Below are 13658 nucleotides of genomic sequence, written 5' to 3' on the forward strand. Positions count from 1 at the left end.
CGGTCTACCAATAGTTCTCGGTAACGAAATGGCCAGGCTTCATGCGGCGGCAGGGACGCATGCCGCGCGCATGCAGCAGCTTGCGCGTGTCTTCGATCATGTCCGGATTCCCGCAGAGCATGATGCGGCTGTGGTCCAGTGTCAGCGGCAGGCCGGCGGCGCGCTCGAGCTCGCCATTCTCCAGCAGCGTCGTGATGCGGCCATGCAGGCGCTGCGCATGGTCTGCAGCAGCTTCGCGGCTCACCGCCTGCAGCAGCGTGAGCTCTGCTTTGGCACCGGCCGGCGGCGCATCGCGCAGTGCGCGCAATTCGTCGGCATAGGAAAGCTCTTCCGCGTGGCGCACGCCATGCACCAGCACCAAACGGGAAAAGCGCTGCCAGGCTGCAGGATCGCGCAGGATGGAAATGAAGGGGCCGATGCCGGTGCCGGTGGCAAGCATCCAGAGTTCATTGCCATCGGTGAAGCGGTCGGCGGTCATGAAGCCATACAGGTTCTTTTCGAGCCACACTTCGTCGCCCACCTTGAGCTTATCCATCTGCGTAGTGAACAGGCCGTTGGGCACGATGATGCCGTAGTACTCAAGCGTGTCTTCATCGGGGCCGGAAGTGATCGAATAAGCGCGCCAGATCATGGCGCCGTCTTCGCCGGCAAGGCCGAGCCGTGAATACTGGCCGGGAACGAAGCTGTAGCCGGCCGGTCGGGTGATGCGGAAGGTGATGAGCCGCTCGTTCCAGCGACGGATGTCAGTGACAGTCTCGCGGGTGGCCTTGCTCTCGATTGCTGCATTCATGCTGATTAAACCGTTTTCAAAATTGGTGGTCCATCCCTTGAGAGTGGCGATTCTGCCATAAAATCCGGAACACCCTCAGCGCAAGCAAAGGAAGGAAAGGCCCCATGAGCAATCCGAGCAACCCAAGCAACATGAACAAGATCGTCCTGCTGGAAAAGATCCATGCCAGCGCCGTTGAGAATCTGCGCGCGCAAGGCTTCGAGAATATCGTCCAGGTGCCGCGCGCGCTGTCCGGCCCAGAATTGATCGAGACGCTGTCTGATGCGGCCGCGGTCGGCATCCGCTCCAATACCCACCTGACCGGCGAGGTGCTGCGCGCGCTGCCGAAGCTGCGCACCATCGGCTGCTTCTGCATCGGCACCAACCAGGTCGATCTCAACACCGCGGCTGCGATGGGCATTCCGGTATTCAATGCGCCGTATTCGAATACCCGTTCGGTGGCCGAGCTGGTGATTGCCGAAGCGATCCTGCTGCTGCGGCGCATTCCCGAGAAGAATGCGCGCTCGCATGCCGGCCGGTGGGACAAGAGCGCGCAGGGCGCCTATGAGGTGCGCAACAAGACGCTGGGCATCATTGGCTACGGCAACATCGGCGCGCAGGTCGGCATCCTGGCCGAAAGCGTTGGCATGCGGGTCTGCTATTACGATCCGGAGAGCAAGCTGCCGCTCGGTAATGCGAAGCCGCTGCCGCTGGAAGAACTGCTGCGCAGCGCCGATGTGATCACGCTGCATGTGCCGGGCGGACCAACCACGGTGAATCTGCTCAATGGCGAACGCATCGGTTTGATGAAGCCGTCCGCGGTGCTGATCAATGCGTCGCGTGGCGGCGTGGTCGATATCGATGCACTGAACGCGTCGCTGCGCGAAGGCAGGCTGGCCGGCGCGGCGCTGGATGTGTATCCGACCGAGCCGAAAAGCGAGAAGGAAGAGTTCATCACGCCGCTGCGGGGCCTGGAGAACGTGATCCTGACGCCGCATATCGGCGGCAGCACCGAGGAAGCGCAGGAAAACATCGGCCGCGAAGTATCGGACAAGCTGGCCCGCTTCCTCGCCGCCGGCACCACGCGTTCGGCGGTGAATTTCCCGGAAGTTGCACACCAGGCCAAGGAAGTCCTGAGCCGGATTCTGCATGTGCATCGCAACGAACCCGGCGTGATCGCGCGCATGAACGCGCTGTTTGCCGAGGGTGGCCTGAATATCGTGGCCCAGCATCTGCAAACCAAGGGCGCGCTCGGCTATGCGATCACTGACGTCGATTCACCGATCAGCCCGGAGCTGATGAAGAAGCTGTGCAGCGATAGCGCGGCGATACGCTGCAACATGGTTTGATCGGGACGGACGGCCCGCAATCGCGTAGGTTGGGCTGACAAGCCCAACGTGGAAGTCAAGCCCGTGCGGACACTCGTTGGGCTTGTCAGCCCAACCTACGTCACAAAAAATAATCGAGGCTGCGCGCGCCGCTTTCCTTGATGCGTTCCAGCACGCCGCGCTGCTGCCATTCATCGAGCAGGATTTCCTGCGAATGGCTCAGGTCTTCGCGAAACGCTGATTCCATGCTCAGGCCGAATTCCTTGTCCAGCACGACCGCCGTGACTTCGCTGTTCAGCAGGAAGCTGCGCATGTCGAGATTGGCAGAGCCGATCGTGGACCAGGCGCTGTCAATGACCGAGGTCTTCGCATGCAGCACCGAGCCCTGCAATTCATACACGTGGATGCCGGCGTGCAGCAGTTCGGTATAGAACGAGCGCCCGGCATAAAAGCTCAGACCGACGTCGGACTTGGCGGGAAAGATGATTTTTACATCGACGCCGCGCCCTGCCGCCGCCTTCAGCGCTTCCAGCATCTGCACGTCCGGAGCGAAATAGGCATTGGTAATGTGAATCGAGGCCTGCGATTGCTGCATCGCGAGCACGAAGGCCTTGTAGATCGCGAAGTTGCCATTCGGCTTGCTGGCAATGATGCGCATCACCTTGTCGCCCACGGGTTTCAGGGGCGGAAAGTAATCAAGATCGGGCAGCGCTTCCTTTTCCTGGCCGGCCCAATTGCTCATGAACAGCAGCTGCAACTCGGCAACCGCCGGGCCCTCGACGCGGATGTGAGTGTCGCGCCAGCCGAGCTGCTGGCCGCGTCGCGCGCGCGAACCCGAGCGGAACAGCGAGCTGTGCGAATAATCCGCGGAGATATTGACGCCGCCGGTGAAGCCGATCTTGCCGTCGACGATCAGGATCTTGCGATGATCCCGGTTGTTCAAATGCCAGTGTTTTGGATTGCGTACCGGGTTCACCGGATTGAATTCGACGATATTGATGCCGGCTGAACGCAGGTGTTCAAAGAATTTTCGCGGCGTATCCATTGAACCGAGACTGTCGTACAGGATGTTCACCTGCACGCCTGCGCGTTGCTTCGCCATCAGCAGGTCGGCAAATTTCTTGCCGACCTCGTCGTCGTCGAAGATGTAGGTCTCGAGATTGACATGGTCTCTTGCGCCGGCAATGGCTTCCATCATTGCGCTGATCGTGCGCGGGCCGTCGAACAGCAGCGTCACCTTGTTGCCGGCGATGAGCGGACTGCCGGTTGCAGCCTCTTCGAGCGCGGCAAGTTGCTTCAGGTCGGTTTTCTTTGCGCCGTGCAGCCGTTGCGAGAGCAGAGACTCCACTTTGGCCGGCGGCAATTCGCCGTTGGCCGTCGCCACGGTGGGCACCGGGTCGGGATCCAGTTCCTTTGCCAGATCCCGCACATCGGGCAGGCTGGCGCAACCGTTCAGCGCCGCGACCAGCGCCATCCATTGCAACAAGAGGAAAAGTCGCATGAAGCGATGGAAAACCGGCACATCCGAGGGCTTTCCGGCTGGCGTCGCCCGCAGGTGGCCATTTACTGCTTTCATTTTTTTCTCCATCTCTGCCGCACATGGTTTGAGGCGGCTTCTTTCCGGGTGGAGAAAAGATTAGCATCGGGCGTTTCCGGCGGAACACGGTTCGCGCAAGCGGATGAGCCGCACCGGCATGCAAAAAAGTAACGATTAACGTTTAATTGTGCGAAACTGTTACGCGTTTTTATGACTTCGTGTTTTCGGGTGGGGCACATGAGCGAAGAGACACCGGAGAGGATCCTGCATTTCTGGTTCGGCACTGACACCGACGAGGCTGCCGTTGCCAAGGCGCCGGCGTCGCTCTGGTGGGGCAAGAAGCCGGAGATCGACCGGCAACTGGCGGATCGCTTCGGGCCAGCGGTAGAACTGGCCGGCAGCCGCGCGTTGGACTCCTGGATGGAAACCCCGCGTACCGCATTGGCGCTGATCCTGCTGACCGACCAGTTCCCACGCAATATCTATCGTGGCACCGCCCGAGCTTTCGCCTCGGATTCCCTTGCGCTGGCCACCTGCCTTCATGGATTGGAGGTGGGGCAGGACCAGCAACTGCGCCCGCTCGAGCGGGTGTTTTTTTATCTGCCCCTGGAACACTCGGAGACCTTGGCGGACCAGGAACGCTCGGTGAGGCTGTTTTCCACGCTGTTTCAACAGACGCCGCAAGCGCGGATGGAAACCTTTCGCGGTTATCTGACTTATGCGCTCCGGCATCGGCGAGTGATCGAGCGCTTTGGTCGATTACCGCACAGAAACGCTGCTTTAGGCAGGACATCTACCGAGGAGGAAAAGCGTTTTCTGCTGGAGCCGGGCTCATCATTTTGAGCAGAGGCAAAATGTTGCCGATTTTTACTGATTTGCGGTAGGTCAATGTAATTTGCATGCTGCAATGCAAAAATCTTTCGACTTTCGCCCGTATGTGCGTTGGTTGATCAGTTTAGATTGCTTAACTTGCCAAGATAGACATGAGCGTGATGAAGCCGAAGGTTTTGCTGGTCAATGACCACCCGGCCAGCCTGGTGGCGCTGGAAAGCTTGCTGCTTCCGGACACTGAGTCTGCGGAATATGAAGTGGTCAGTGCGATTTCCGGCGCTGAGGCGCTGCGGCAGGTATTACAGCATCAATTCGCGGTGATCCTTCTGGACGTCAGCATGCCGGGCATGGATGGCTTTGAAACCGCGGATCTGATTCACTCCCATCCGCGCTGCGCCATGGTGCCGATCATCTTCGTCACTGCGCACTACGCCGATGAACTGCATCGCTTGAAGGCCTATCAGCGCGGTGCGGTGGATTACCTGTTCACGCCGGTCATTCCGCGGGTGCTGCAGAACAAGGTGGCGGTGTTCGTCGAACTGGCGAAAAAGAACCTGCTGCTGCAGCGCCAGGCCGAGGAGTTGGCGGAACTGAACCGCGATCTGCAGGTGCAGCGACTGCATGACTTGAAGCGTATCAACGCAGCGCTGGAAGCGGAGATCGTTGAGCGGCGACAGGCCGAGGAAAGGGCGCATGGCCTGGCTACCCGCGATGCGTTGACCGGCCTGTACAACCGCCGATCGCTGATTGAAAGACTGGAACAGGCAATCGCCAGGGCGAACCGTACCGGCAACAGCCTGGCGCTGCTGTTCCTCGACATGGACCGTTTCAAGACCATCAATGACACCCTGGGCCATGACGTCGGCGATGAATTGCTGATCCAGGTAGCCCGGCGCATCAGCGGTTCGGTGCGCGAATCCGATGTCGTGGCACGCCTTGGCGGCGATGAATTCGTGGTGCTGATGGAAGATCTGCCGGATTTTCCGGACGCCGCGGCAGTCGCGCGCAAGATCGTGCAGGCAAATTCGACGCCCTGCGAGATCGGTATGCACAGCCTGAAGACCTCGGTGAGTATCGGCATCAGCCTGTTTCCGCAGGACGGCGCCACGGTGCAATCGCTGATGAAGAACGCCGACCTGGCGATGTATCACGCCAAGCAGCAGCGGCGCGGCACGATCCAGTTCTTCCACGAAGAGCTCAATGCGCGGGTGATGGAGAAGGTGCGGCTGGAGCGCGAGCTGCAGCAGGCGCTGGCGGCCGGGCAGTTCGAGCTGTATTACCAGCCGAAGGTCGACATCACCACGGGGCGCATCGTCGGGCTGGAGGCGCTGTTGCGCTGGAACCATCCGCGGCTGGGCCTGGTGTCGAGCGGTCAATTTCTCGATGGCGCGGCCGACAGCGGCCTGCTGGTGCCGATCGGCCACTGGGTGTTGTCCTCGGCCTGCGCGCAGGCGCAGGCCTGGCGCGACCATCCGCAGCTGGGCAGCCTGCCGATCGCCATCAACATCGCGGTGCCGCAGATGGAGACGGAACTGGCCTCCACGATCCGCAATCTTCTGCGCGAGCACAATCTGGCGCCGCGGCGGCTGCAGCTGGAAATCACCGAATCCCTGCTGATGCGCGATATCGAAAAGGCCGGCGTCATGCTCGGCCAGCTCAACGAGGCCGGCCTGACGCTGGCCATCGACGATTTCGGCTCGGGTTATTCCTCGCTGTCGGTGCTGAAGTCGCTGCCGGTCGACATCCTGAAGATCGACCAGAGCTTCGTGCGCGACCTCGGCAAGAGCGCTGGCGACACCGCCATCGTCGCCGCCGTGGTCAGCATGGCACGCGCGCTGGCCCTGCGCGTGGTGGCCGAGGGCGTGGAGAGCCGGGAGCAGCTCGATATCCTCAGATCCCTGGGCTGCGACGAATACCAGGGCTATCACTACTGCAAGCCGCTGCCGCCGGCGGCGCTCGAGGACCAGCTGGTCCGGCTGGGTGACGTATGACGCCGCTCGGCGAAGATGGAGCGGCGCCGCTGCAGCTGTTCAACGCACACGGCGACATCGATGCGGCGGCGCTGCTGGCGGCGCTGTCGGCATTGCGGCAGGGTGACTTTTCCGTGCGCATCGCGTCACAGGAGGGCGAGCTGTCGCGTCGCATCGCGCAGGAATGGAATGCCCTGGCCGGCAATGCCGCCCGCACGCGCGATACCGTGGCAGCCTTGTCGCAGGCGGTCGGACGCGAGGGACGTCTGCGTGAGCGGGCCGATGTCGCGGGTCTTTCCGGCGGCTGGGCCGAGACCGTGGCCGCGGTGAATGCGATGGTCGAACGCGCCTGGGGGCCGGTGGACGAGCTGGCGCGCGTTATCAACGCCGTGGTCGATGGCAATCTGTCGCAGCACATGAGCGCCGAGCAGAGCGGCGATTGGCGCGATCTGAAGCAGTGCGTCAACGCGATGGTCGATCATCTCGCCGGCTGCGTTTCGGAAGTCTCGCGCGTGGCGCGCGAGGTCGGTCGCGAAGGGCGATTGGGTGGCCGGGCAGTGATCGAAAATGCTAGCGGCATCTGGAAAGACCTTGCAGACAATGTCAACGGCCTGGCCGACCGGCTCACAACGCAGGTCCGTGCGATTTCCGAAGTCGCCACTGCGGTGACGCGCGGTGATTTATCACGCGCCATCACGGTCGATGCACGTGGCGAAGTGGCCGAGCTGAAGGATCGTGTCAACGGCATGATCTGGGCGCTGCGCGAGTCCGCGCGTAACAACGCGGAACAGTCGTGGCTCAATACCCATCTGACCCGCTTCACGCGTCTGCTGCAGGAGCAGCGTGATTTGTCCGGCCTGTCGCGCCGCATTCTGTCCGAGCTGGCGCAGCTGGTATCGGCACGCCTTGGCGCCTTCTACATCAGCGACGACTCCACGCGCGAAACGCGGCTGGTGATGGTGGCGGCCTATGCCGCAGCATCGATGCGTCCGCGCCGGTGTCCTTCCTGCCGGGCGAGGGCATCATCGGCCAATGCGCCGTCGACATGCGCCGGATATTGCTCACCAACGTGCCGGCCGGCTACCTGGAAATCGGCACCGGTCTCGGTTCGGCGGCGCCAGCCTGCATCGTCGTGCTGCCGGTGTTGACTGAGGATGGTGTTAAGGCGGTAATTGAACTTGCCTCGCTCCGGGAATACACCGACATCGAGCTGGATCTTCTCGATCAGCTGATGGATTCGATTGCCGTGGTGTTCCATACGCTCGAAGCCAACCGACGCACTGAGATCCTGCTGGCGCAGTCGCAGTCGCTGGCGCAAGAGCTCGGGCGCACCAATTTCGAGCTGGCGGAAAAGGCAAGGCTTTTGGCGATGCAGAACAGTGAAGTCGAGCACAAGAACGCCGAAATCGAGCAGGCCCGGCGCGCCACCGAGGAAAAGGCGACCCAATTGACGCTGGCCTCGCGCTACAAGTCGGAATTCCTGGCCAATATGTCGCATGAATTGCGCACGCCTCTGAACAGCCTGCTGATCCTGGCCGAGCAACTTGCCGACAACCCGAACGGCAACCTCGATGCGCGCCAGCTCGAGTTCGCGCGCACCATCCACGCCGCCGGCAGTGATCTTCTTTCCCTGATCAACGACATCCTGGACTTGTCGAAGATCGAGTCCGGCACGGTCAGCACGGAAATTTCCGAATGCCGGTTCGAATATCTGCGCGGCTACGTTGAACGGGCTTTTCGGCATATGGCCGAAGCGCGCGGCCTGCGCTTCGACATCGCGCTGGCGCCGGATCTTCCGCCGGCCATTGCCACGGACGTCACCCGGCTGCAGCAGATACTGCGCAATCTGCTGGCCAATGCCTTCAAGTTCACCGCGAAGGGCAGCGTGTGGCTGCGGATATTCCGGGCGCATTCTGGCTGGTCCGAAACCAATGCGACGCTCAATGAGGCGCAAGCAGTGATCGGCTTTACTGTGACCGACACCGGTATCGGTATCGCGTCTGACAAGTTCAAGCTCATCTTCGAAGCGTTCCGCCAGGCCGATGGCAGCACGGCGCGCAAGTACGGCGGCACCGGATTGGGTCTGTCGATTTCGCTCGAGCTGGCGCGCCTTCTCGGCGGGGAAATCAGCGTGCAGAGCGAACTGCATGCGGGCAGCGCGTTCACGCTGTATTTACCGGTCCGTCTTGCGGACGCTGCGCCGGCGTGGCCATTTGCCGGCGCAGAGACGATATTGCGATCTGAGCCTGGTCATGTGCTTCTGGTCGAGGACAATGCGGAGCAGCGATCGGCAATCGTTGCGGCCTTCGAGGCAGCGGGATGGCGCGTCAGCGTCGCGGAAAACGGTGGGCAGGGCTTGCAGTTGCTGAAGTCGGGCGATCGGGCCGACTGCATGGTGTTCGATCTGTATCTGCCGGATATCGACGGCACTGATTTGCTCGACATGATTGCCAACGATGCCGGCTTGCATGACATCCCGGTGATCGTGCATACCGCCGCGGACCCGGATGCGGATACCGTGGCGCGGCTGGCGAAGTCTACGCGCTTGCTCGTGCCGAAGGAGCCCGATTCCGCCGAGCGCCTGGTGAGGGAAGTTGAACAGTTATTTCAGCTACCGGTCGCAGCGTTTGCGGAAGCGCCGCCACTGGCAGTTGGCCAGGATGCGTCGCTGCTGGACTATCGTGACCCGAGCGGCACCGACTATTCAGCGCTTGTCGGGCGACGGGTGCTCATCGTCGATGACGACCTGCGCAATATCTTTGCGCTCAGTTCCCTGGTGGAGCGTCATGAGATGACGGCGCTGTTTGCCGAGAATGGCCGGGAGGCCATCGAACTTCTGGCGCAGCACGACGATATCGATATCGTGCTGATGGATGTGATGATGCCGGAGATGGATGGCTACGATACGATGCGCGCAGTCCGACTGATGCCGGAATGCGCCGAGTTGCCGATCATTGCGCTGACCGCAAAGGCGATGAAGGAAGATCGCGAAAAATGCCTGGCGGCGGGCGCCAGCGACTACATTGCCAAGCCGGTCAAGAGCGGCCGGCTGCTCGACATGATGCTGGCGTGGATCACGCGCTAGTACGCTGTCTCAGGGGATTTGAGGGACTGGGCCGGGTCGATCGGAGGTGAGCGCAAGGGCCAGGCAGGGAATTCGAATCGCAAGCAGTTCGCCTGGCTGGCAGTAGAGGCTTGCAGGCCTTTACGCGCGCTGCAAGCGCAAAGCACAGTCGGGGTGGTACTGCGACGAGCATTTGCAACGCCGCAATCGCCTTCGAGCGGCCGGCGCAAGCTTTCAAATCCCCTGAGACAGGGTACTAATGTCCCGCATGCAGGGCATGGTGTCCGAGTCAGAGCTTGCTACCTGGCGAGGTGCTTTATAGCCTGCTAGAGTTCGCGTTTATCGAATATTGGGCGATATTTGAACAATATGCAGGCCAAAGGCACTTAGCCTCGGATTTGGTGGGAATGGGAATGGAGGAATGATGTTGTTCCAGCTTGTGATTCATTGGTAGGGTAGGCCATGGCGCAATTAAGCGTTGGTACGGAAACGACGCCGCTGGAGCTGGCGGCGTTTTTCAGGCAACTCGACGCCAACGATACCGTTGGCGGCAAACAGGGAAATGACGGAGAACTGGTTCTTTATGTCAATCCGGGTGGTCGATCGCGCCGTCTGCTGCCTTCGCTCGAAGAGCGAACGGTAACGCGGGTTGCGGTCGAAGTCGTGCTGCAGCCCCTGAGCGATGTCGCCGGTGCGGAACTGGCTTTGCGCCACGTGCAATCTGCGCTGCAGCGGCCGAATCTGGTTAGGGTTGGCGATGTGTCTGGTCCGCTGGGCGTGCTTGCCGACCTGTATGGTCAGTCCGTGAAGAATTCCGCCGCGCATGTCGATGTCGATCCGAAGAGCGTTGGCACTTGGTCGCATTTCGTTCGCGAGACTGGACTTCTCGAGGAAGGACATGGCGGCGCAGCGAGCCCGGAAGGTCACCTGTCGGAGGAGCAGAGCAGGATCGTGACTTCCCTGCTGGAGAAATTGCGGCGATTGCCCGGGGCATCTTCGAATTCTGAGTGAACGAAGACCGGAATCGGGTTACTGAATCGCGCGCCGTCCGGTTATAGCTGGCGGCACCTTTCAAACTCGGGAGGCATATGCCAGGTTCACTGGAATCCATACAAGCGCTGATGAAGGAACTGGGACCGCAGATGAACAACGTCGATGCGGTCGTACAAAACGGCGAAAGCACTTGGGCAGTGCAATTCGATGATGGCGCGGTGGTGTTTCTCGAATGGGATGAACAACCGCCGCGCCTTGTGCTCTCTGCAGAGTTGGGCAAAATCGCCGAAGCGCGGCAACTCGAGGTACTGCGCCTGCTGCTGTCCTATAACCTGTTGTGGCGGGACACCGGCGGCGTGAAAACCGCGCTTGGCGGCCCTGAAGGCGCGGCGATGCTGCTGTACGAATGCAGCGCGGATTCCCTGACGCTGGCAGTGCTGCAAACCGTGCTCGAGAATTTTTGCAATAGCGCGCAAATTTGGCAGCGCTATATCGAGCAGGGACCGGCTGAAGCCGGCCCGCCAGTCTTTTCGCTGCAGGATTTCGGCAATCGGGCTTGAGAAGCAGATACAAGCCATGCGGACAGCGTTTCGCTAAAGTTCCGGATGCGGCGCTGCGGCTGACGCCATACCCATGCCGCAAGGCGCCACATGGCTAGAGGACGCAGCATATTGAGCGCACTTAACAAGAATTTACCTTTCCGGTAAGCGATTGGCATTGAATTCTGGTTTTCGGTCTTCTATAACGATCGAGCGCCGCGCACTTAATTCCGATGAACGGACTTAATTTTTTTAATGCGGATACCTGGTGTCTGGCGCAACGCAACTTATCGCAGCGCTTTCTGGAGAAGATGCCATGTCCCAAGTTCGTTCCCCGGCAGCAACGATTCCTCACGTGCTGGTTACCAGCAAGGATGCCGTACAGGCGGATGGCACGGTGAGCAGCGAACTGGTCGCAATCGCCTCGGATTCAGTGCTCCGGCAGAGCATGGAAATGACCATGGATATCAAGCAGAACGATTGGGGGGATACCAACGACTACGACTCCGCGCAAAGCGATAGCGACAGGGACAGCAGGCTGACGACGACCGATATCGACAATCAATTGCTTGCCGATGCCGAGCGCGCAGATGCCCGGCGCAATTCCAAGCCGCCATCCGCGGACACGTCGCGTGAAAAGGCCCCCTTGCTGACAGTGGCAATCGACATTGATGACCTCCTTTTCATGGAAGAGCTTGACAACATTCGCGCTGGGGTGGGCAGGCCTGATAGCTATCCAGCGCCAACCAAATCACGCGAGCTCGAACAGATGGCTTCGCAGCAGAGCATAAAAGCAAAGATGTTCTGGCGCCCGGGATAAATGCTCTGGAACTGGTACGTCCCGCGCGCCACCCAGAAAACCTTGCCGCCCGCCTATCCCGGCGGGCGGCGTTTTTTTGGGATTCCCATGGACAAGACACAGAGCGCAACGCCCCGAGTGAACCGGGAGCGGCCCAACGATTCCGCGATTGAATTTTCGACACTCCATGCGCGCGATATGGCGCGTGAACTGCGCGATGTCCCCGCTACCGCAAGGTTGAGAGCGCGGCAGCAAGGATCAAACGTGCAGTTGCTCGTGCGCCAGCATGGAGATGCTCTGGTCAAACGCGTCTTCAGCAGGCACGACATCGGCGAAGAACGCAGGGAATTGCGGCGATGCCTTTCGCAGACTATTCAGAATCTCACTCCGGCAAGGAGAGCAGCATTTTCTCCGGCAAGCAGAAAGGCTGAAAAGACCATAGACCGCCTCGCCCGCAGCTCGATCAGGCATGACATCCGCGCCGCCGAGGTGCGCAGCCCGATGCGTTTGCTGGCATATGGACATGACAGCAAGCGCTCGGTGGAAAGGCGACCGACAGTCCAGGCCAAACCGCCGGCCACGCCGCGCCGGCATGTGACGATGCAAAATCTGCAGTTCGACGTGGAACGCGAGCGGCGGCTGCAACTGGGCGCGTTTCGCGAAGCGCTTAAAAAGGACAAGACGGTGAAGCATGCGCTGTTCGGCCCGGATGCAGCATCGCTTGCCGATACTTGCCTGTGCCTGTTCAGCGGCATCGTTTCGCTGTATCAGCAGCGTGTCTACGAGGGCGGCGCCAGCGATGAGATTCTTTCTGACCTGTATGCGAAACACTGCGGCAAGGGAAAACTGCTGGAATTGTTCATGACGCACTGGCGTGCCGCATGGGATGCCGGAAAGCTGCCCCAGCATACGTTTCCATGGGGGGAGAGTATCGACTGGCTGGTGAGGGAATTGGAGAAGCGCGCACCGAAGCCAGTAGCATCGCCCCGGACCATGTCACCCCGAACCTCGCCACCCAAGCCAGTGCGCCAGCCGGCACGCCAGCCGACACGGGTGGAACGTCCGCCGCTGCGCGCCAGCGCTTCCATGCGCATGGAAAAGCAAGGCATGCCGGAAGCCAGCGACGTGCAACGCCGTCGTGCCCAGTCCATGCGCACGCAGCACGGCGTCGAGGTCCGCGCGCCAGGGCCGCAGCCGCAACCCCAACTCAAGGCAAGAGCGACATTCACGCCGGGGCGGCAGGCAACGACCGTGTCTATCGCCGACAACGCTTCGGAGACGGCGCTTGCAACCCGGCCGCAGCGCAGCCACACCGTCGCGCATGGCCGTGACAAGACCCAGGGCAGCGTCGCGAACAAGGGGCAGGGTACGCCAGCGCCGGCACGAAGCAGGGTGGATATGTTGCGCGTGGTGCAGGCGCCATCTTCGCCCTTGTCGCCGCTTTCACCGGTCTCACCGTCTTCGCCGGTTTTCGCTGCGCTGATCACAATGCGGCGCGGCCAAAGCGCTGGCCCCGGTTATCCGATGGGCAGGATGCGCGCGACGGCGCAGGTGTCGTCATCCGAGCTGCCGACGAGAATCCAGCGCAGCGTGTCGTCGCCTTACCGGGTGCGGACCGTGCATCAGGCGGCGGCGCTTCCAACCACGCCCAAAAAACCGCTGGCCTGAGCGCATGCAACGTGGCGTCTGCTGTAAAGGCGGGGGCGCAGCGCCGCTCCGCCTTTAATCGTGCGCAACAATAATTAACATTTCCTGCCGGCACCCCGCTGAGTTGCATCGTTTATACTGTATATTTATACAGTGATAACGGATTGCGCTAATCCGTCAA

The 13658-nt window shown here is 61.0% G+C and carries 10 protein-coding genes and 1 pseudogene; 9 read left to right on the forward strand and 2 right to left on the reverse strand.

The window, feature by feature from the left end; translation table 11 throughout:
* Nucleotides 1-4: 4 nt before the first annotated feature.
* The gene (locus JJB74_RS08230; RefSeq protein ID WP_200591320.1) at nt 5-790 is read right to left on the reverse strand and encodes a ferredoxin--NADP reductase; all 786 of its coding nucleotides are present in this window, start codon (nt 788-790) and stop codon (nt 5-7) included.
* A gap of 104 nt (nt 791-894) precedes the next feature.
* Here JJB74_RS08230 and serA point away from each other — a divergent pair, with 104 nt between their 5' ends.
* On the forward strand, nt 895-2118 hold the full coding sequence (gene serA / locus JJB74_RS08235) for a phosphoglycerate dehydrogenase (protein ID WP_200591321.1): 1224 nt from the start codon (nt 895-897) through the stop codon (nt 2116-2118).
* 100 nt (nt 2119-2218) lie between these two features.
* On the opposite strand, the gene cls is transcribed toward serA, so the two are convergent.
* Nucleotides 2219-3673 (reverse strand): cardiolipin synthase, encoded by a 1455-nt coding sequence (cls, locus tag JJB74_RS08240; protein ID WP_234484028.1) that lies wholly within the window; start codon nt 3671-3673, stop codon nt 2219-2221.
* Nucleotides 3674-3871: 198 nt separating this feature from the next.
* Between cls and JJB74_RS08245 the strand changes: the two genes are divergently transcribed.
* The 8 genes and pseudogenes from JJB74_RS08245 (at nt 3872) to JJB74_RS08280 (ending at nt 13498) form a co-directional block, all read left to right on the forward strand.
* Complete coding sequence (locus tag JJB74_RS08245; RefSeq protein ID WP_200591322.1) at nt 3872-4477, forward strand: DUF924 family protein; 606 nt, start codon at nt 3872-3874, stop codon at nt 4475-4477.
* A 140-nt stretch (nt 4478-4617) separates the two neighbouring features.
* Nucleotides 4618-6456 (forward strand): putative bifunctional diguanylate cyclase/phosphodiesterase, encoded by a 1839-nt coding sequence (locus tag JJB74_RS08250; RefSeq protein ID WP_234484029.1) that lies wholly within the window; start codon nt 4618-4620, stop codon nt 6454-6456.
* Nucleotides 6453-7187 (forward strand): annotated as a pseudogene (locus tag JJB74_RS33655) (HAMP domain-containing protein); the annotation flags it as partial. The gene JJB74_RS08250 and the pseudogene JJB74_RS33655, both read left to right, overlap by 4 nt.
* Nucleotides 7188-7432: 245 nt before the next feature.
* A complete protein-coding gene (locus JJB74_RS33900) occupies nt 7433-9520 on the forward strand; it encodes a response regulator (RefSeq protein ID WP_325170108.1) in 2088 nt (695 codons plus the stop codon).
* Between the two features lie 441 nt (nt 9521-9961).
* Nucleotides 9962-10510 carry a hypothetical protein gene (locus tag JJB74_RS08265; protein WP_200591326.1) on the forward strand — a complete coding sequence of 183 codons (549 nt, stop codon included), beginning with the start codon at nt 9962-9964 and terminating at the stop codon, nt 10508-10510.
* A gap of 77 nt (nt 10511-10587) precedes the next feature.
* Nucleotides 10588-11052, forward strand: coding sequence for a type III secretion system chaperone (locus tag JJB74_RS08270; protein WP_200591327.1), 465 nt, complete (start codon nt 10588-10590; stop codon nt 11050-11052).
* 295 nt (nt 11053-11347) lie between these two features.
* Nucleotides 11348-11851, forward strand: coding sequence for a hypothetical protein (locus JJB74_RS08275; protein ID WP_200591328.1), 504 nt, complete (start codon nt 11348-11350; stop codon nt 11849-11851).
* A 480-nt stretch (nt 11852-12331) separates the two neighbouring features.
* Nucleotides 12332-13498: a hypothetical protein gene (locus tag JJB74_RS08280; protein ID WP_200591329.1), complete on the forward strand. Its 1167-nt coding sequence runs from the start codon at nt 12332-12334 to the stop codon at nt 13496-13498.
* Nucleotides 13499-13658 lie beyond the last annotated feature (160 nt).

This window comes from Noviherbaspirillum pedocola (assembly GCF_016632335.1).
GTDB classification, from domain to species: Bacteria; Pseudomonadota; Gammaproteobacteria; order Burkholderiales; family Burkholderiaceae_D; genus Noviherbaspirillum_A; species Noviherbaspirillum_A pedocola.

Coding starts and splice junctions, on each gene's coding strand:
- JJB74_RS08280 (WP_200591329.1), top strand. CDS start 12,332: ATGCGTTTGCTGGCATATGGACATGACAGCAAGCGCTCGGTGGAAAGG.
- JJB74_RS08230 (WP_200591320.1), bottom strand. CDS start 790: ATGAATGCAGCAATCGAGAGCAAGGCCACCCGCGAGACTGTCACTGAC.
- serA (WP_200591321.1), top strand. CDS start 895: ATGAGCAATCCGAGCAACCCAAGCAACATGAACAAGATCGTCCTGCTG.
- JJB74_RS08270 (WP_200591327.1), top strand. CDS start 10,588: ATGCCAGGTTCACTGGAATCCATACAAGCGCTGATGAAGGAACTGGGA.
- JJB74_RS08275 (WP_200591328.1), top strand. CDS start 11,348: ATGTCCCAAGTTCGTTCCCCGGCAGCAACGATTCCTCACGTGCTGGTT.
- cls (WP_234484028.1), bottom strand. CDS start 3,673: ATGAAAGCAGTAAATGGCCACCTGCGGGCGACGCCAGCCGGAAAGCCC.
- JJB74_RS08265 (WP_200591326.1), top strand. CDS start 9,962: ATGGCGCAATTAAGCGTTGGTACGGAAACGACGCCGCTGGAGCTGGCG.
- JJB74_RS08245 (WP_200591322.1), top strand. CDS start 3,872: ATGAGCGAAGAGACACCGGAGAGGATCCTGCATTTCTGGTTCGGCACT.
- JJB74_RS08250 (WP_234484029.1), top strand. CDS start 4,618: ATGAGCGTGATGAAGCCGAAGGTTTTGCTGGTCAATGACCACCCGGCC.